The organism is Kitasatospora sp. NPDC050463 (assembly GCF_040655255.1).
Classification (GTDB): Bacteria; Actinomycetota; Actinomycetes; order Streptomycetales; family Streptomycetaceae; genus Kitasatospora.
In genome coordinates this window covers 48,393-64,537 of record NZ_JBFAJO010000028.1, presented here as the reverse complement: position 1 = coordinate 64,537, position 16,145 = coordinate 48,393, and the positions used below count along the sequence as shown (strand labels likewise).

Below are 16,145 nucleotides of genomic sequence, written 5' to 3'. Positions count from 1 at the left end.
GCGTCCGAACCTGAGCGCCCGGGCCTGAGCGGGGCCGGCCCGGCCGACCGCTCCACGCGGCCGGCCGGGCCGGGGCGTCAGTGCCGCTGGTCGTGGATCGCGTTGGTCTCCTGGATCTTCTTCCAGGACTTCGGCTCCTGCGGCCACGCCTTGGCGCTCGGCGCCAGTGCGGACGCACCCGCCCCGGCCACCGGCGCCGCCGGCACGCCGGCCGAGGAGAGCGCCGGCTTCGAGGCGGTGAACAGCCAGGTGTTGAAGAGCTCCCCGAGCGGCTTGCCGGAGATCCGCTCGGCGTACGCCTGGAACTGCCCGATGGTGGCGTTGCCGTAGCGGCGCTCGGCCGGCCAGCCCTTCAGGATCCGGAAGAACGCCTCGTCCCCGACGGTGTTGCGCAGCGCCTGGATGGCCACCGCGCCCCGGTCGTAGACGGCTCCGGCGAACTGGTGGTCCGGGCCCGGGTCGCCCGGCTTGATGGTCCAGAAGGCGTTGTCGGCCGGGTAGCTGGAGTAGACGTAGTCAGCGAGTTCCTGCGCCGTGCCCTCGTTCTCGTGCTCGGACCAGAGCCACTGCGAGTAGCGGGCGAAGCCCTCGTTGAGCCAGATGTCGCTCCACCCCTGGACGGAGACGCTGTCGCCGTACCACTGGTGGGCCAGCTCGTGGACGACGACGGAGGTGTTGGAGCCGCGGGAGAACTGCGCGGGACTGTAGAAGATCTGGGTCTGGGTCTCCAGGGCGTACCCGGTGGTCACGTTGGGCACGTAACCGCCGATCGAGCCGAACGGGTACTCGCCGAAGTAGCCGCTCAGCCAGTCGACCAGTTCGCCGGTCCGCTCGACGCTGGCCCGCGCCGCGCCGTCGTTGTCGCCGAGGTCCTTGCTGTAGGCGGTGACGACCGGAAGCCCGCCGGGCGTGGTGTCGGTCCTGATGTCGAACTTGCCGATCGCCAGAGTGGCCAGATACGTCGCCTGCGGCTTGGTCTGACGCCAGTTGTAGCGGGTCCAGCCGGCCCGCGAGCTCTGCCCGGTGAGGATGCCGTTGCTGATCGCCTGGGTGCCGTCGGGCACCAGCACGGAGACGTCGAAGGTCGCCTTGTCGGTCGGGTGGTCGTTGCTCGGGTACCACCAGGCGGAGCCCTCCGGCTCGTTGGCGGCGACGCCGCCGTCGGGGGTGCGCAGCCAGGCGGAGTAGCCGCCGCGCTCCACCGCGCCGGGCTTGTCGGCGTAGCGGACGACGACGGTGACCGGGCTGCCCTTGGCGAGCGGCCGGGCGGGAGTGATCTCCAGCTCCGACTCGCCGGTACTGGCGAACGCGGCGGTGCGGCCGTTGACCAGGACCTCCTTGACCCCGAGCACGAAGTCCAGGTTGAACCGGGTGAGGTCCTGGGTCGTGGTGGCGAGGATGGTGGCGGTGCCCTCCAGTTCGTCGGTCGCGGGCTGGTATTTGAGGCGGATGTCGTAGTGCGAGACCTTGTATCCGCCGTTGCCGGCGTACGGGTAGTAGGTGTCGCCGATGCCGGCCGCGCCGGGGCCGCCCTGGGCGGCGGAGGCGGGGACGGTCAGCAGCAGCGCGAGCGCGCCGGCGGCGGCAGAGACGATCAGCCTCTTGCGCACGGTGGTCCTCCGGGGTCACTGGACAGTGGGTCGGATCGATCCCTGTCCCGGTGAGCCCGGGCCCACTCCTGCACGATGAAATGTTCATGAGAAGAAATGAGCCGACATGGTGCCGCCGCGCACCCGTCACCCGCCGCGCACCCGTCTCCCGCGGCCGCACCCGTCACCCGCCGCCCTGGCGATTCACGGCCGGGGACGGCCTCCTCACGCCCCCAGCGCCACCGGCGCCCGCACCAGCGAGCCGTACTCCGTCCACGAGCCGTCGTAGTTCTTGACGTGCGGGTAGCCGAGCAGCTCGGTCAGCGCGAACCAGGTGTACGCGGAGCGCTCCCCGATCCGGCAGTACGCGATCACCTCGCGCTCCTGCTCCACACCCCGGCCGCCGTAGAGCGCGCGCAGCTCCTCGGCGGACCGGAAGGTGCCGTCGTCGTTGGCCGCCTGCGACCAGGGGATGTTCACCGCGCCGGGGATGTGCCCCGGCACCTGCGCCTGCTCCTGCGGCAGGTGCGGCGGGGCCAGCGCCTCGCCCCGGTACTCGGCCGGTGAGCGGACGTCCACCAGGACGGCGTCCGAGCCCGGCTTGGCGAACACCTCGGCCTTGGCCAGCACCTCGTCGCGCAGCGCCCGCACCTCGGGGTGCTCCGGTCCGCTCAGCCGGAAGGCGCTGTGCTGGTAGTCCATCACCTCCTGGGTGAGCTCGCGCTCCTCCAGCTCCCACTTCTTCCGCCCGCCGTCCAGCAGCCGCACCGGGCCGAAGCCGCGCAGCCGCAGCAGCCAGTAGGCGTAGGCGGCGAACCAGTTGTTGTTGCCGCCGTACAGCACCACGGTGGTGTCGTCCTCCACCCCGGCCGCGCGCAGCAGGTGCTGCATGCCCTCGCGGTCGGCGTAGTCGCGGCCCACCGGGCTGTGCAGGTCGGTGGTCCAGTTCCAGCCGACCGCTCCCGGGATGTGCCCCTGCTCGTACGCCGTGGTGTCCTCGTCCACCTCGACGACGCGGATCGTGCCGTCGTCGAGGTGCCGGGCGAGCCATTCGGTGGGGACCAGCGCCTCGGGGTGTGCGTAGCCGTTGCCGGTCATCGCCGCCCTCCTTCACTCGGACTCTTCGAACCTACGTCCGACCGCAGGCCCCGGCCACCCCCGTCCCTGGGCTTCCCCGCCCTCGGGCCGCTACGCGTCGCCCCCGGGCGGCCGCACCAGGTAGTACAGGTTGAACACGTCCCCCTCGACCTGCTTGGTCTCCACCGCGCCGAACCCGGCCTCGGCCAGCATCCGGCGGGCGGTCTGCTCGCCCCAGACCGTCCCCAGCCCCGCACCGCCCTCACCGAGCGAGACCGTCATGCAGTAGAAGGTCGACAGCGCGTACAGCGCCGGGGCCAGCGGGTGGTCGATGTTCTCCTCCAGCCGGCTGCTGGCGGCGATGTCGCCCATCAGGAAGAGGCCGTCCGGCCGCAGCGCGCCGGCGACGGCGGCCAGCGTCCGGTCCGGCCGGGCCAGGTCGTGGATCACGTCGAAGGCGGTGACCAGGTCGTAGGAGCCGGTGAGTTCGGCCGAGTCGGCGACCTCGAAGCGGGCGTTGGCCAGGCCCAGCTCGGCTGCTTCCGCCCGGGCCGCGGCGATACCGGCCTCCGAGATGTCGACGCCGGTGCACCGGCTCGCCGGGAAGGCCCGGGCCATCAGGTTGACCACGTGCCCCTGCCCGGTGCCGATGTCGAGCGTGTCGATCCCGGCGCGCAGCCGCTCGGTCAGCCCGGGGGCGAGTGGCAGGACGCCCTCCAGCAGGGCCAGGTCGTAGACCCGCGAGGACTCCTCGGCCTGGAGTTGCTGGAACCGCGGGTAGGCCGAGTAGGGCAGGCCGCCGCCCTTGCGGAAGGCCTCCACGACCTGCTGCTCGACCTCGCCCATCAGCCCGAGGTACTGCATCAGCCCGGCCATGTTGTCCGGTCCGACCGCCCTGGTGAGGGAGGCGGCGTGCTCCGGTGGCAACGTGTAGGTGGCCTGTTCCGGGTCGTAGTCGACGATCCGGCCGACCACCATGCTGCCCAGCCATTCCCGGACGTAGCGCTCGTTCAGCCCGGCGGCGCGGGCGATCTCCTCGCTGGTCGCCGGCGGGAGCCCCGCCATGGTGTCGAAAAGCTCGGTCTGGTGGCCGATGCTGGCCATGAATCCCAGGCAGGCGTCGTTCAGGATCTGCAGGGTGCGACCCGCGAACTCCTCTTGTTCCACCGGGTCGACTGCCGATGCGGACATCGTTCCTCCTCCGCGCTCGGAGCGGACGAAAACCCTCCTCTCGTCACGCTACGCCGCCCGCCCGCGGTCCCCCAGACCTCGGCCGATGCCGTCTCGACACCGGCCCCACGGCGCCGGCCCGGGGATCGGAGGATCTCCCGGTGGCCGGCAGCGGCGCGGCCGGGGGCCCGGGCGGGCAGCCCGGCGATCCGGGTCGACAAGACCGCTCCCGGTGTCGGCTCACCGGAGTGGTCCCGACCGATCGCCGAACCGCCCCGCACGGCGCCGGGATCGGGCGGGCCTCAGGAGAAGACGACGGAGCTCAGCTTGAGCCGGTCGCCGAGCTTCTTGCCCGGGTTCATGACGTAGAAGACGTCGCCGTCGCAGTCGAAGTCGAGGAAGACCGTGGCGGTCGACGTGGTGAGGTTGTGCGGCGCGAACGCCGGATGCCCCTCGGTCGCCCCCGGCAGGTTGATGCAGGCACCGCTCTGCGGGTCCGCCAAGCCGGCGGGCACCCCGGGGCCGACCTTGTAGAGGAAGTCACCGACGGCCGCGTTGGCGGAGGTGGGAACGGCGAGGACGAGGGCGACGGCACTGGCGACGGCGAGCGCGGCATTGCGGAGACGCATGAAGAGCGGCCTTTCAGGGCGGTACGCAGGGGTACCGGGAGAAGTGATGCGAGATCACCCTAGAAGCCCGAAATCCGCAGAAACGGTTCTCCCAATCCACTCTTTCGGGTGGTTTAGCAGGAAAGGCCGCTACTTCTTCCCCCTTTCGCTCACCGCGCACCCACCCTCACCCCGGCGGCGCGGTGAAGTAGTAGCCGGAGTCGATCAGCACCGGCAGATACTTCTTCAGCGCGGCCACCGTCTGTGAACGGTCCCCGCCACCGTCGTGGTTGAGCACGATCGCCCCCGGCCGGACGTCCTTCAGGATCCGGTCGGTGATCACGGCGGTGCCCGGCCTGGCCCAGTCACGCGGATCCACCGACCAGGCCATGTTCCGCATCCCGAGGTCGGCGGCGATCTTCAGCGATGCCGTCGACCAGTCACCGCCCGGCGCACGGAACCAGGTCGGCGGCTTCCCGGTGGCCTTGTTCAGCAGATCCGAGGTGCGCTCCAGCTCGTCCCTGATCCTGGCATCGGAGAGGTTGCGCAGGTCGGGGTGGGTCCAGGTGTGGTTGGCGATGTGGTGGCCGCGGGCCGCGATCTCCCGGACCAGGTCGGGGTGGACGGCGGCGTTCTCGCCGATCAGGAAGAAGGTGGCCCGGATCCGGTACTGCTCCAGCAGCGCCAGCACGGTCGGGGTGTGTCGCGGGTCCGGGCCGTCGTCGATGGTGAGGGCCACCACCCGCCGCTCGGCGTCGAGTTCGTACACCGGTTTGCTCTCGGCGGCCGCCACCGGCCGGGGTGCGGCCACCGGCGAGCCGGAAGCCGCGGGACCGGGGGCGGACGAAGCGGGGGCGGACGAAACGGGGGACGGCGCCGCGGACTGCGGTACCGAGGAAGCCGACGGGGCCGACGGGACCGAAGGAGCGGCCGAGGCGGGAGCGGCGGCGGGCCCGTCCGACGCCGCACCGGCCGCCTCGGCTCCCGGCGTGGCGCTCCCGCCGTCCGCCCCCTGCGATCCCTGGCAGCCGGCGACCCCGAGCAGCGACATCCCGGCCGCGACCAGCAGCAACCTACGCGAAGTATGACGATCAGACAGCATGATCAATGCTTCCCCCGCGAACCGTCGCGCCTCCCACCGGCAACCCCGACGGCCCCCAGCGTCACTCCGACGGCCCAGGTCCACCCCCGACCCGGCGGACCGGCGACCACCGTCCCGACCGGACCGCTACGCTGACCTCCCCAGTGTGATGATCTGTCTTCAGAGGACGTGGCCATGACGACGAGTCAGGACTTCTCCGACCGGCCCCAGGACGACGCCGTCGAGCCGAGCGAGTGGGAACGCTTCGGCGTCGACACCAGCGCCCCGCACTCCGCACGCGTGTACGACTACTGGCTGGGCGGGAAGACCAACTTCCCGCCGGACCGCGCCATGGGACAGGCCATCGAGCAGGCCGTCCCCAGGGTGAAGGCGATGGCCAAGGAGAACCGGGCGTTCCAGGGCCGCGCCGTGCGGTACCTGGCTCAGGAGCAGGGCATCCACCAGTTCCTCGACCTCGGTACCGGCATCCCCACCTCGCCCAACACGCACGAGACCGCCGAGGCGGTCAGCCCGGGCACCCGGGTGGTCTACGTGGACAACGACCCGATCGTGCTGGCCCACGCCCGTGCACTGATGGTCTCCACCCCGGCCAGCCACACCACCTACATCCACGCCGACCTCGGCAAGCCCACCGAGTTGCTCGGCGATCCGGCGCTCACCTCCACGCTGGACCTCGACCGTCCGGTCGGCCTGCTGATGATCGCCGTCCTGATGCTGATCGCGGACGAGGACGACCCGTGGGCCAAGGTCGCCGCGCTGCGCGACGCGCTGCCCAGCGGAAGCTGCCTCGCACTCACCCACCCCACCCAGGACTTCGACCCGGAGAGCGTCGCCAAGGTCGCCGAGGCGGCCCGGGCGGGCGGGATGACCCTCGTCCCGCGCACCCGTGAGGAGGTCGCCCGGTTCTTCGACGGCTGGGAGCTGATCGAGCCGGGCGTCGCCCCCGTGATGGCCTGGCGCCCCGACGGCGAGCCGCCGGTCGACCCGACCGCCGCCTACTACTGGGGCGGCGTCGCCCGGAAGCCGTAGCCCCGCCGGTACCGGGGCGGCGCGGTCCGGTCCGCCGCCCCGGGGCCCGACACGGACCGGGGGCGCATCCACCGGCCCCGAGCGGCGCGCGCTACTTCAGCAGCCGCGAGAGCCGCCGGTCCGCGAGTGGCTTGCCGCCGGTCTGGCAGGTCGGGCAGTACTGCAGCGAGGAGTCGGCGAACGACACCTCGCGCACGGTGTCCCCGCAGACCGGGCACGGCTGTCCGGTCCGGCCGTGCACCCGCAGGCCGAGCTTCTTCTCCGCCTTCAGCTCCCCCGCCGCCAGCCCGCGTGAACGCTCCACCGCCTCGCGCAGGGTGGTGCCGAGCGCCCCGTACAGCTGGGCCGTCTCGTCCTGCGTCAGGCTCGACGCCAGCTTGTACGGCGACATCCGCGCCGCGTGCAGCACCTCGTCCGAGTAGGCGTTGCCCACCCCGGCCAGCACGCTCTGGTCCCGCAGCACACCCTTCAGCCGGCGCCGCTCACCGTGCAGCAGGGCGGTGAAGTCCGCCAGGGTGAACGCCGGGTCCAGCGGGTCCGGGCCGAGCCTGGCGACACCGGGGACGTCGGCCGGGTCCGCCACCACGTACACCGCGAGCCCCTTCCGGGTGCCCGCCTCGGTGAGGTCGAAGCCGTCCCCGGCAGGCCCCTCCAGCCTCACCCGCAGGGCCAGCGGGTTCTTGCCGCCCGGGCGCGGGGGCTCGGCCGGCAGGCTGTCCTTCCAGCGGAGCCAGCCGGCCCGGGCCAGGTGGACGACCAGGTGCAGACCGCCCGCCTCGATGTCGAGGAACTTCCCGTGCCGGGTGACCGGGCCGACCGTCCGCCCCTCCAGCGCCGTCACCGGCGGGTCGTAGGTCTTGAGGGCGCTGATGGCCACCGGCTGCACCCGGGCGATCACGCGCCCGGTCAGCCGCTCGGACAGGAAGGCGCTGAGGGCCTCGACCTCAGGCAGCTCCGGCATGCGCCCAGTCTCGCGCAGACCGCCGGCACCCGCCCGCCGGTCCGGCCGCCTGCGCCGTCCGACCGTTCGTACGGCGGCCGTCGTTGCCCCGCGGCGGCCGGTGGGCGCAGGCTGGAGGTGCCCGTGCACCACCGGAGGGCCCACCCGAGGAGGTCCGGTCCCGTCATGAGCACGCTCGAGGAACAGATCGACATCGATGCCCCGGTGCTGGCGGCCTGGGAGCAGCTGCACCGGGTCCACGACTACCCGCGGTTCGTGGGCGGGGTGCGCAGCGCCTACCCGCACGGCAGCAACCTCGCACACCTCGGTGTGGAGGTCGACGGCGCCGAGCGGGACGTCGAGACCGAGATCACCGACCGGGGCCGGGGCCGGGTGATGGCCTGGCGGACGCGGGACGGTCTGCAACTGCACGGCGCGTTCGCGCTGCTGCCGCTCGACCGGAGCCACACCCGGCTGCAGATCCGCGTCGAGTACGACCCGGAGGCGGTGCAGCAGGTGTTCGGCGGGCCGCGCGGCTTCGCCCAGGCCGGGGCGATCGAGCGGGTGGTCCGCGCCGATCTGGAGCTCTTCCGGGAGATCGTCGAGGCCCGGACGGCCGCCGCCCGGCCCGGGCCGGCCACGGCGTAGGGCCGGCCGCTCAGGCCCCGCCACCGCGTAGAGCCGACCGCTCAAGGCCGGCCGCTCAAGGCCGCGCAGGCTCGGGGGCACCGGCCGACGCCTCCGGCCGGCCTCCCGGGGTCGACCCGTAAGAAACGGATAAGCCCAGCTCAGAGGCGGTCGTGAGGATCTTCACAGGAGCCCTCCGCCCCGGTCGTCCAGCATTCAACCTGTGGCAGACTCGGATGTCATGAGTACCGGCCCGGGCCCCAGGACGCTTCGCGCGGCGATCTTCGCCGCGCTGGTGGTGCTGCTCGCCGGGCTCGGCCAGGTGCTGGTCACCGGGCGCCCGCTGCCGTTCGGCACGCTGGCCGTGGCCGGCGGCGCCGTCTTCGCGGTGGCGTTCGCCCTGGCGGGATCCGAGCGCGGTTACCCGGCGATCGCGGCGGTGTTCCTGCCGCTGGAGCTGGGCCTGAGCGCGCTGTTCGACCTCGCCCAGAGCACCTGCCCCACGCTCCCGCCCGGCTCCGCCCGCGGCTTCGAGCCGCTGCTGTGTGGCGGCGGCTCGCTCGGCGGGGTCCTGCTGGGTCACGGGGTCTCCCACTCCGCCGCCCTGCTGGCACTCCTGGGGCTGCATTCCGTGATCGCCCTGGCCGCGGCCTTCTGGCTGCGCCGCGCCGACGCCGCGCTGCACGGCCTCGCCCGCTCCGCGCGGGTGCTCGGCGACTTCGCACAGCGCTTCCTGACCGCCGCCGGCCGCTGGCTGCTGCTGCTCGCCGCGCCCGTCCCGGCCCGCCCGGTGGTGCGGATGCCCTTCCCGCGCGCCAGCCGGGTCCGTGTCCCCGTCGAGGACGTCCTGCTCAGCCCCGCCGTCCGCCGCGGGCCTCCGGTGCCCGCCCCGGCCTGCTGAGAACCCCCTCCCGCTTTCTCCGCCGGTCGTTGCCGCCGCGCGCCCCGCGCGCCCGCCCGTCCCACCGACCGAGAGCACAGGACGACACCCACCATGAGCAAGAAGTCCCAGCCCACGTCCAGCACGTCCGCCGGCACCACGTCCGCCAAGGCCACCCGCAGCGCCGCCCGGCGCGCCGCCACCGACCGGATGCGCGAAGAGCGCGAGCGGACCGAGCGGTCGGCGCGGATCCGCCGCCGGACCGTCGTCGGCGCCGCCTCCGCCGCCGTACTCGCCCTGGCGGCGGGTGGGGCCTTCGCCGTCGGCGGCTCCTCCGGCTCCGCCGACACCGCCGCCGCCGGACCGCTGGTCACCCCCGCCCACGCGGGCGGCGCCGACGGCACCGTGATCACCTACGGCAAGGCCGACGCCCCGCACACCCTGGAGATCTACGAGGACTTCCGCTGCCCGTACTGCGAGCAGCTGGAGACCACCAACGGCACGACCATCCAGCAACTCGCCGACGACGGCAGGTACAAGATCGAGTACCACCTGGCGACGTTCCTGGACCAGGGCCTGGGCGGCAAGGGCTCGCGCACCGCGCTGGCCGCCGCCGGCGCGGCGCTGAACGAGGGCGTGGACAAGTTCAAGCAGTTCCACGACGTGCTGTACGCCAACCAGCCCGACGAGCGCAACGACGGCTTCGCCGACGTGAACCGGCTGCTCGACCTGGCCGGCCAGGTCCCGGGGCTGAAGACCGACGCCTTCGTCAAGGCCGTCCAGGCCGGTACCTACACCCCGTGGGCCGACCAGGTGAACAAGGCCTTCGACAAGAGCGGCGTCACCGGCACCCCGACGGTGAAGCTGGACGGTACCAAGCTCGACGTCTTCGCGAACGGCGCGCCCGTCACGCCCGAGCGGTTCACCGCGATGGTCGGGCAGGTGACCGGATGACCTCCCCCACCCCCGCCCGGACCTACGGCGCGAGCAGGCCGTTCGCCTTCCTGCTGCTGATCGGCGGGGCGATCGGGCTCTTCGCCTCGGCCGTCCTCACACTGGACAAGATCCGGCTGCTGAAGGACCCGTCGTACGTCCCCAGCTGCAACATCAACCCGATCATCAGCTGCGGCTCGATCATGCGCAGCGACCAGGCCGAGGCCTTCGGCTTCCCCAACTCGCTGCTGGGGCTGGTCGGCTTCGCCGTGGTGGTCGCGATCGGCGCGGGTCTGCTCGCCGGGGCGACGTACCGGCGCTGGTTCTGGCTCGGCCTCCAGGCCGGGACGGTGTTCGGGATCGGCTTCGTGACCTGGTTGACGTACCAGGCGCTGTACCGGATCGGGGCGCTCTGCCCGTACTGCATGGTGGTCTGGGCGGCCATGATCCCGCTGTTCTGGTACACCACCCTGCACAATCTGCGCTCCGGCGTGATCCCGACCCCGCGCGCCCTGCGCCCTGCGGTGCGCGAGGCCGCCCGCTACCACTGGGTGGTGCCGGCGCTCTGGTACGCGGTGATCGCGCTGCTGGTCCTCAACCGGTTCTGGTACTACTGGAGCACTCTGGTCTGAGCCTCCCGTCGGCTCCGGGCCCGTCGTGGCCCGGAGCCCGCGACCCCCTCCGGAGGGCACCGTGCGAAAGATCATCCTCTTCATGTCGATCTCCCTCGACGGCTTCATCGAGGGCCCGGACCACGACATCGGCTGGCACCGGGTGGACGACGAACTGCACACCTACCTCAACCGGGAACTCGCCCGGATGGGCGGCTTCGTCAGCGGGCGGGTCACCCACCAGCTGATGGCCGACTTCTGGCCCACCGCCGACCAGGACCCTGACATCAGCGCCCCGATGGCCGAGTTCGCCGGGATCTGGCGCGCGATGCCGAAGACGGTCTTCTCCCGCACGCTTCAGCACGCCGACTGGAACACCACGATCGTCCGCGAGGTCACCCCCGCGACCGTCGCGGCCCTGACCGCCGGCCCGGGCGGCGACCTCGCCCTCAGCGGCGCGGACCTCGCCGCCGCCTTCCTCCGCCACGACCTGATCGACGAGTTCCGGATCCACGTGCACCCCGTGCTGGTCGGCCGGGGCAAGCCCCTGTTCCCCTCCGCCGACCACCTCACCGCCCTCACCCTGCGCGAAACCCGCCCCTTCCCCAACGGCGTCGTGCTGCTGCGCTACGACCGGACCGGGGAGAGGCGGGCGGGCACCCCCGGCGCGGGTCAGGCGCCGGCGGGTTCGAACGCGTAGGCCGCCACCTCGGCCAGCAGGGCCGCCCGGCGGTCCTCGTCCAGGAAGGACGCGCGGAAGGAGTTGGCGGCGAGCAGGCGCAGCGTCTCGGGGGCGAGGGCGAGGGCCGCCTCGACGGCGCGGAAGTTGTCGTCGACGTAGCCGCCGAAGTACGCGGGGTCGTCCGAGTTGACGGTGACCAGCAGGCCGGCCGCGAGCATGGCGCGCAGCGGGTGGTCGGCCAGGGTGTCGATGCAGCGCAGGCGCACGTTGGAGAGCGGGCAGAGGGTCAGCGGGACCTGCTCGCGGACCAGGCGGTCGACCAGTGCCGGGTCCTCCAGGCAGCGCAGGCCGTGGTCGATCCGCTCGACGCCCAGGACGTCCAGTGCCTCGGTGATGTACGCGGCCGGGCCCTCCTCCCCCGCGTGGGCGACCCGGTGCAGCCCGGCCTCGGCGGCGCGCCGGTAGACCTCGCGGAACTTGGCCGGCGGGTGGCCGACCTCCGCCGAGTCGAGCCCGATCCCGGTGATCCGGCCGAAGTACGGCCGGGCCGCCTCGAAGGTATCCAGCGCGGACTCGACGGACTCGTCCCGCAGGAAGCACATGATCAGGCGGGTGCTGATCCCGTACCGCTCCTCGCTGCGCTCCAGCGCCCGCCCGAGGCCCTCCACCACCACGCCCAGCGGCACCCCGCGCGCCGTGTGCGCCTGCGGGTCGAAGAAGATCTCGGCGTGCCGCACCCCCTGCTCGGCGGCCCGGGCCAGGTACGCGTCCGCGAGGTCCGCGAAGTCGTCCTCGGTGCGCAGCACCGCCATCAGCGCGTAGTAGAGGTCCAGGAACGACTGCAGGTCACTGAAGGAGTACGCCCGGCGCAGCTCCTCGGTGTCGCCGTACGGGAGCGTGACACCGTTGCGCCCGGCGAGCGTGAAGGCCAGCTCGGGCTCCAGGGTGCCTTCGATGTGCAGGTGGAGTTCGGCCTTGGGGAGCGGCATGGGTGATCGATCCGAGCTCTGGGAGGGGGATGAAAGGGTGTTCAGAAAGTAATCGTACGATCCGACCCGCCCTGCCATGCCGGAGGCGGGTCGCGCACGGCCCGCAGCGGCGGGGCCGCGCCTGGCGAAAGCCGCCGGGGGCGACGACACTGCCGGTACGGGACTTCCTGTCGATACTCCGGCGAACCCCGCGAACGGTGTACCGGTCACGGTGACGGGGCACTCGGGTAGCGGGGGCCCTACGCCGAGGAGGTGGTGGACATGCGGCACGCCGACGACGCTCCGCACATCAGGCCCGCGGGCATCTCCGCGCACGCCCTGGGCAACGACACGCTGCTGCACGAGCTGGAGCAGCTGCACCGGACCAGGCACGAGACGTTCCTGTACGGCTCCGAGGAGGCCCTGAAGCGGCACACGCTGCGGACCGGGCAACTGGAGGCCGAGTACCTGCACCGGTTCCCGAACCGGATGGTCACGGCCGGCCGGACCAGGGCCGGTGCCCGCGCGCGGGAGGCCGCGGCGCGGGTGGAGTCGCTGCCGGACTGAGGCCCGGGCGGCCGGTGCCCGGCGGGACACGCCGGGCGGCGGTGGTGCGCACGGGGCGGGGTGTCGGCCAGGGTGGAGCAACGACTCCGGAGCAACCCCCCACGGACACCTGGGAGCCCACCGCATGGCCATCGCAAGCGTCAACCCCGCGACCGGCGAGACCCTGGAGACCTTCGAGGCGCTGGACGCCGCCGGCATCGAGCAGCGGCTGGCCCGCGCCGACGCGACGTTCCAGACCTACCGCACCACGTCCTTCGCGTACCGTGCCGAGCGGCTGCGCCGCGCGGCCGACCTCCTGGACGAGGACCGGGAGGCCGTCGCCCGCACGATGACCGAGGAGATGGGCAAGCCGCTCGCGGCCGCCCGCGCCGAGGCCGCCAAGTGTGCGAAGGCGATGCGCTGGTACGCCGAGAACGCCGAGGCGCTGCTCGCCGACGAGCACCCCGCCCCGGCCGACGTCGCCGACTCCGGCGCCGCCCGCGCCTACGTCCGCTACCGCCCGATCGGCGTGGTGCTGGCCGTGATGCCGTGGAACTTCCCGTTCTGGCAGGTGGTCCGGTTCGCGGCCCCCGCCCTGATGGCGGGCAACGTCGGCCTGCTGAAGCACGCGTCCAACGTGCCCCGCACCGCGGTGGCGCTGGAGGAGCTGTTCCGCCGGGCCGGGTTCCCGGAGGGCTGCTTCCAGACCCTGCTGATCGGCTCGGGCGCGGTGGAGGGCATCGTCCGCGACCGCCGGGTCGCCGCGGTGACGCTCACCGGCAGCGAGCCGGCCGGGCGGGCGGTGGCGGCCGCGGCCGCGGACGAGGTGAAGAAGGCGGTGCTGGAACTCGGCGGCAGCGACCCGTTCGTGGTCCTGCCGAGCGCCGATCTGGACGCCGCCGTGGCCACCGCCGTCCGGGCCCGGGTGCAGAACAACGGACAGTCCTGCATCGCCGCCAAGCGCTTCATCGTGCACACGGACGTGTACCGGCCGTTCACCGAGGCGTTCACCGCCGCGATGCGGGCGCTGACGGTCGGCGACCCGATGGACGAGGCGACCGAGGTCGGCCCGCTGGCCAGCAGCCAGGGGCGGGACGACATCGAGGAGCTGGTCGAGGACGCCCGGGCGCACGGCGCCGGGGTGGAGTGCGGCGGCCGGCGCCCCGAGGGCCGGGACGGCGGCTGGTTCTACGAGCCGACGGTGCTGACCGGCATCACCCCGGCGATGCGGATCCACCTGGAGGAGACCTTCGGCCCGGTCGCCACCGTCTACGAGGTCGCCGACCTGGACGAGGCGGTGGCACTGGCCAACGACACGCCGTTCGGGCTCAGCTCCAGCGTCTGGACCACCGACCCGGCCGAGCAGGAGCGCTTCGTCCGGGACGTCCAGGCGGGCGGGGTGTTCTTCAACGGCATGACGGCCTCACATCCGGCACTGCCGTTCGGCGGCGTCAAGCGCTCGGGCTTCGGGCGGGAGCTGGGGGACCACGGGATTCGCGAGTTCTGCAACGTCACCACCGTCTGGGTGGCCTGAACCCCGGCCTGACCCGGCCGGGGTCCGGCAGCCGCCGCCCCGGCCGGGTCAGGAGGCCATCCGGTGCCTGCCCTGGCCGGGAGTCATCCAGCGCGCGACCATGCCGCAGAGCGCGATCAGGGTGATGCCCCACACGATGCTGAAGACGATCAGCCACGCCAGCGAGGTCACCTGGGCCCCGACGGCACCGAGGCCGAGCGAGAACGCGAGCAGCAGGATCACGGCCGTCGGGCCGAGGCCGAGCAGGCCGTGCCAGGCACGGTGCGCCAGGCTCGGGTGCTTCGGCGCGTCGGGGCCGGTGTCGAGCGCCTTGTAGGTCAGTAGGTCCATCTGGATCGCCTCCGGACGTCGGTGACTGCCGGTGATCAGCTCACGAGGCCTTGCGGGGAGCTGCGGACTTCCTGCTGGTGGTCTTCCTGGCGGTGCCGGCCGACTTGCCGGTCCCGGCCGACTTCGCCGTACCGGCCTCGGCCTTGCCCGCCGTGGTCCTGGCGGAGGTGGACTTCGTGCCCGTGGACTTCGTGCCCGTGGACCTCGTGCGCGTGGCCTTCTCGGCCACCGCCTTCTCGGCGGCGGACGCGCGTCCGCGGGGGGCCGGCTTCTCCTCGGCGGCCGGCCCGTGCTCCGCCGCCGGCTGCTCGGGTTCCGGCTCGGCCCGGCGGCCGCGGTGCCCGCCCTTGGCCTCCTTGAGGCTGCTGCGCAGCGCCGCCATCAGGTCGATGACGTTGTCCGGCGCTTCGCCGGGCTCCTCCTCGTGGGGCACCTCGACACCCTGGATCCGGGCCTCGATGACCTGCTGCAACGCCTGCTGGTAGTCGTCGTGGAGCTGGGAGAGGTCGAAGTCCTCGGAGAGCGTGTCCATCAGCGAGCGCGCCATCTTCAGCTCCTGCGGCCGTACGGTCACCTGCTCCTCGGGCGCGATCCCGGCCGCCGACCGGACCTCGTCGGGCCAGATGCAGGTCTGCAGCACCAGCGTCCCGTCGTGCACCCGCAGCACCGCCGGGGACTCCCTGGTCCTCAGCGCGATCTTGGTGACCGCGATCTGGCCGGACTCGGTGAGCGCGTCGCGCAGCAGCGCGTACGGCTTGGCGGCGGCCTTGTCGGCGACGCCGACGTAGTACGCCTTGGAGAACATCAGCGGGTCGATCTCGGCCGCGTCCACGAACGCCAGTACGTCGATGACCTTCTTGCTGGGCAGCGGCAGGTCGGCGAGGTCCTCGTCGGTGAGGGTGACGGTGCGTCCGTCGGGCGACTCGTAGCCCTTGGCGATCTCCCCGTACGGGACCTCCTTCTCCTCCTGCTCGCAGTACCGCTTCATCCGCACCCGGCCGCCGTCCTTCGCGTGCACCTGGTGCAGCGGGACGTCGTGCTCCTGGGTGGCGGAGTACAGGTGGACGGGGATGCTGACCAGCCCGAAGCTGATCGTCCCCTTCCAGGTGGTCTGCATGGGGTCGCCCCTTCCCGGACGGCTCCCCCTACCGGAGATATCCCACTCTGCCCGGATTCGCCCCGATCGGCCACACGGTCCCGGCCCGGGCGCACCGGGCCGCCGCAGCGGGCCGCGGCGGCGGACAATGGGCGGCGGAGCGAGGAGGTGGCGCCATGCCGGGGACGGACGTGCCCCCGCCGCCGGAGCGGACCACGTACGCCGTGTCCTACGCCGTGGCCGGGGAGCCCGGGGTGCGGCGGGCGGAGGTGACGGTGGTTCCCGGGTACTCGCAGGAGAGCGACATCCCGCGGATCCTGGCCGCCCGCCTGACCGGGCGGCCGGACGGCGGGCGGGTCGTCGTGCTGGAGCTGCGCCCGGCCTGACGTCCCGCTGGCCCGGGAGCCCGGGCCCGACCCGCCG

At 72.9% G+C, this 16,145-nt stretch carries 18 protein-coding genes; 9 read left to right on the top strand and 9 right to left on the bottom strand.

Features of this window, described 5'->3' with window-relative positions; all coding sequences use genetic code 11:
- Window positions 1-77 precede the first annotated feature (77 nt).
- The 5 genes from AB0J08_RS19410 to AB0J08_RS19390 all read right to left on the bottom strand — a co-directional run bounded on the left by AB0J08_RS19410 (window position 78) and on the right by AB0J08_RS19390 (window position 5,546).
- Window positions 78-1,610 carry a M1 family metallopeptidase gene (locus tag AB0J08_RS19410; RefSeq protein WP_360635179.1) on the bottom strand — a complete coding sequence of 511 codons (1,533 nt, stop codon included), beginning with the start codon at window positions 1,608-1,610 and terminating at the stop codon, window positions 78-80.
- A gap of 204 nt (window positions 1,611-1,814) precedes the next feature.
- A complete protein-coding gene (locus AB0J08_RS19405) occupies window positions 1,815-2,687 on the bottom strand; it encodes a sulfurtransferase (RefSeq protein ID WP_360635176.1) in 873 nt (290 codons plus the stop codon).
- A gap of 90 nt (window positions 2,688-2,777) precedes the next feature.
- Complete coding sequence (locus tag AB0J08_RS19400; protein ID WP_360635173.1) at window positions 2,778-3,857, bottom strand: class I SAM-dependent methyltransferase; 1,080 nt, start codon at window positions 3,855-3,857, stop codon at window positions 2,778-2,780.
- Window positions 3,858-4,138: 281 nt separating this feature from the next.
- On the bottom strand, window positions 4,139-4,465 hold the full coding sequence (locus AB0J08_RS19395; protein WP_360635170.1) for a hypothetical protein: 327 nt from the start codon (window positions 4,463-4,465) through the stop codon (window positions 4,139-4,141).
- 166 nt (window positions 4,466-4,631) lie between these two features.
- Window positions 4,632-5,546: a polysaccharide deacetylase family protein gene (locus AB0J08_RS19390; RefSeq protein ID WP_360635167.1), complete on the bottom strand. Its 915-nt coding sequence runs from the start codon at window positions 5,544-5,546 to the stop codon at window positions 4,632-4,634.
- A 174-nt stretch (window positions 5,547-5,720) separates the two neighbouring features.
- Between AB0J08_RS19390 and AB0J08_RS19385 the strand changes: the two genes are divergently transcribed.
- Window positions 5,721-6,575 carry an SAM-dependent methyltransferase gene (locus tag AB0J08_RS19385; RefSeq protein ID WP_360635164.1) on the top strand — a complete coding sequence of 285 codons (855 nt, stop codon included), beginning with the start codon at window positions 5,721-5,723 and terminating at the stop codon, window positions 6,573-6,575.
- Window positions 6,576-6,666: 91 nt separating this feature from the next.
- Here the strand turns inward: AB0J08_RS19385 and AB0J08_RS19380 are convergent, their stop codons facing one another.
- Window positions 6,667-7,536 (bottom strand): DNA-formamidopyrimidine glycosylase family protein, encoded by an 870-nt coding sequence (locus AB0J08_RS19380; protein ID WP_360635161.1) that lies wholly within the window; start codon window positions 7,534-7,536, stop codon window positions 6,667-6,669.
- A 165-nt stretch (window positions 7,537-7,701) separates the two neighbouring features.
- Here AB0J08_RS19380 and AB0J08_RS19375 point away from each other — a divergent pair, with 165 nt between their 5' ends.
- The 5 genes from AB0J08_RS19375 (at window position 7,702) to AB0J08_RS19355 (ending at window position 11,266) form a co-directional block, all read left to right on the top strand.
- Entirely contained in the window at window positions 7,702-8,163 is a 462-nt protein-coding gene (locus tag AB0J08_RS19375) for an SRPBCC family protein (protein WP_360635158.1), read from the top strand.
- Window positions 8,164-8,383: 220 nt separating this feature from the next.
- On the top strand, window positions 8,384-9,043 hold the full coding sequence (locus AB0J08_RS19370; RefSeq protein WP_360635155.1) for a hypothetical protein: 660 nt from the start codon (window positions 8,384-8,386) through the stop codon (window positions 9,041-9,043).
- Window positions 9,044-9,136: 93 nt separating this feature from the next.
- Complete coding sequence (locus tag AB0J08_RS19365) at window positions 9,137-9,976, top strand: thioredoxin domain-containing protein (protein ID WP_360635152.1); 840 nt, start codon at window positions 9,137-9,139, stop codon at window positions 9,974-9,976.
- Window positions 9,973-10,587 carry a vitamin K epoxide reductase family protein gene (locus tag AB0J08_RS19360; protein WP_360635149.1) on the top strand — a complete coding sequence of 205 codons (615 nt, stop codon included), beginning with the start codon at window positions 9,973-9,975 and terminating at the stop codon, window positions 10,585-10,587. Before AB0J08_RS19365 ends, AB0J08_RS19360 begins: the two co-directional genes overlap by 4 nt.
- A gap of 61 nt (window positions 10,588-10,648) precedes the next feature.
- A complete protein-coding gene (locus AB0J08_RS19355) occupies window positions 10,649-11,266 on the top strand; it encodes a dihydrofolate reductase family protein (protein ID WP_360635146.1) in 618 nt (205 codons plus the stop codon).
- On the opposite strand, the gene AB0J08_RS19350 is transcribed toward AB0J08_RS19355, so the two are convergent.
- Window positions 11,239-12,237: an adenosine deaminase gene (locus tag AB0J08_RS19350; RefSeq protein ID WP_360635143.1), complete on the bottom strand. Its 999-nt coding sequence runs from the start codon at window positions 12,235-12,237 to the stop codon at window positions 11,239-11,241. The two genes, AB0J08_RS19355 and AB0J08_RS19350, sit on opposite strands and share 28 nt — an antisense overlap.
- A 261-nt stretch (window positions 12,238-12,498) precedes the next feature.
- On the opposite strand from AB0J08_RS19350, the gene AB0J08_RS19345 reads away from it, so the two are divergent.
- Both AB0J08_RS19345 and AB0J08_RS19340 read left to right on the top strand, forming a co-directional pair.
- Window positions 12,499-12,783: a DUF6158 family protein gene (locus AB0J08_RS19345; RefSeq protein ID WP_360635140.1), complete on the top strand. Its 285-nt coding sequence runs from the start codon at window positions 12,499-12,501 to the stop codon at window positions 12,781-12,783.
- A gap of 124 nt (window positions 12,784-12,907) precedes the next feature.
- Complete coding sequence (locus AB0J08_RS19340; protein ID WP_360635137.1) at window positions 12,908-14,296, top strand: NADP-dependent succinic semialdehyde dehydrogenase; 1,389 nt, start codon at window positions 12,908-12,910, stop codon at window positions 14,294-14,296.
- Between the two features lie 48 nt (window positions 14,297-14,344).
- On the opposite strand, the gene AB0J08_RS19335 is transcribed toward AB0J08_RS19340, so the two are convergent.
- Both AB0J08_RS19335 and AB0J08_RS19330 read right to left on the bottom strand, forming a co-directional pair.
- Entirely contained in the window at window positions 14,345-14,626 is a 282-nt protein-coding gene (locus AB0J08_RS19335; protein ID WP_360635134.1) for a hypothetical protein, read from the bottom strand.
- A 40-nt stretch (window positions 14,627-14,666) separates the two neighbouring features.
- The gene (locus tag AB0J08_RS19330; protein ID WP_360635131.1) at window positions 14,667-15,743 is read right to left on the bottom strand and encodes a Ku protein; all 1,077 of its coding nucleotides are present in this window, start codon (window positions 15,741-15,743) and stop codon (window positions 14,667-14,669) included.
- Between the two features lie 155 nt (window positions 15,744-15,898).
- Between AB0J08_RS19330 and AB0J08_RS19325 the strand changes: the two genes are divergently transcribed.
- Complete coding sequence (locus AB0J08_RS19325; protein WP_360635128.1) at window positions 15,899-16,108, top strand: hypothetical protein; 210 nt, start codon at window positions 15,899-15,901, stop codon at window positions 16,106-16,108.
- The last annotated feature ends 37 nt before the right edge of the window (window positions 16,109-16,145 follow it).

Coding starts and splice junctions, on each gene's coding strand:
- AB0J08_RS19385 (WP_360635164.1), top strand. CDS start 5,721: ATGACGACGAGTCAGGACTTCTCCGACCGGCCCCAGGACGACGCCGTC.
- AB0J08_RS19400 (WP_360635173.1), bottom strand. CDS start 3,857: ATGTCCGCATCGGCAGTCGACCCGGTGGAACAAGAGGAGTTCGCGGGT.
- AB0J08_RS19340 (WP_360635137.1), top strand. CDS start 12,908: ATGGCCATCGCAAGCGTCAACCCCGCGACCGGCGAGACCCTGGAGACC.
- AB0J08_RS19375 (WP_360635158.1), top strand. CDS start 7,702: ATGAGCACGCTCGAGGAACAGATCGACATCGATGCCCCGGTGCTGGCG.
- AB0J08_RS19335 (WP_360635134.1), bottom strand. CDS start 14,626: ATGGACCTACTGACCTACAAGGCGCTCGACACCGGCCCCGACGCGCCG.
- AB0J08_RS19405 (WP_360635176.1), bottom strand. CDS start 2,687: ATGACCGGCAACGGCTACGCACACCCCGAGGCGCTGGTCCCCACCGAA.
- AB0J08_RS19330 (WP_360635131.1), bottom strand. CDS start 15,743: ATGCAGACCACCTGGAAGGGGACGATCAGCTTCGGGCTGGTCAGCATC.
- AB0J08_RS19380 (WP_360635161.1), bottom strand. CDS start 7,536: ATGCCGGAGCTGCCTGAGGTCGAGGCCCTCAGCGCCTTCCTGTCCGAG.
- AB0J08_RS19370 (WP_360635155.1), top strand. CDS start 8,384: ATGAGTACCGGCCCGGGCCCCAGGACGCTTCGCGCGGCGATCTTCGCC.
- AB0J08_RS19325 (WP_360635128.1), top strand. CDS start 15,899: ATGCCGGGGACGGACGTGCCCCCGCCGCCGGAGCGGACCACGTACGCC.
- AB0J08_RS19395 (WP_360635170.1), bottom strand. CDS start 4,465: ATGCGTCTCCGCAATGCCGCGCTCGCCGTCGCCAGTGCCGTCGCCCTC.
- AB0J08_RS19350 (WP_360635143.1), bottom strand. CDS start 12,237: ATGCCGCTCCCCAAGGCCGAACTCCACCTGCACATCGAAGGCACCCTG.
- AB0J08_RS19365 (WP_360635152.1), top strand. CDS start 9,137: ATGAGCAAGAAGTCCCAGCCCACGTCCAGCACGTCCGCCGGCACCACG.
- AB0J08_RS19345 (WP_360635140.1), top strand. CDS start 12,499: ATGCGGCACGCCGACGACGCTCCGCACATCAGGCCCGCGGGCATCTCC.
- AB0J08_RS19390 (WP_360635167.1), bottom strand. CDS start 5,546: ATGCTGTCTGATCGTCATACTTCGCGTAGGTTGCTGCTGGTCGCGGCC.
- AB0J08_RS19360 (WP_360635149.1), top strand. CDS start 9,973: ATGACCTCCCCCACCCCCGCCCGGACCTACGGCGCGAGCAGGCCGTTC.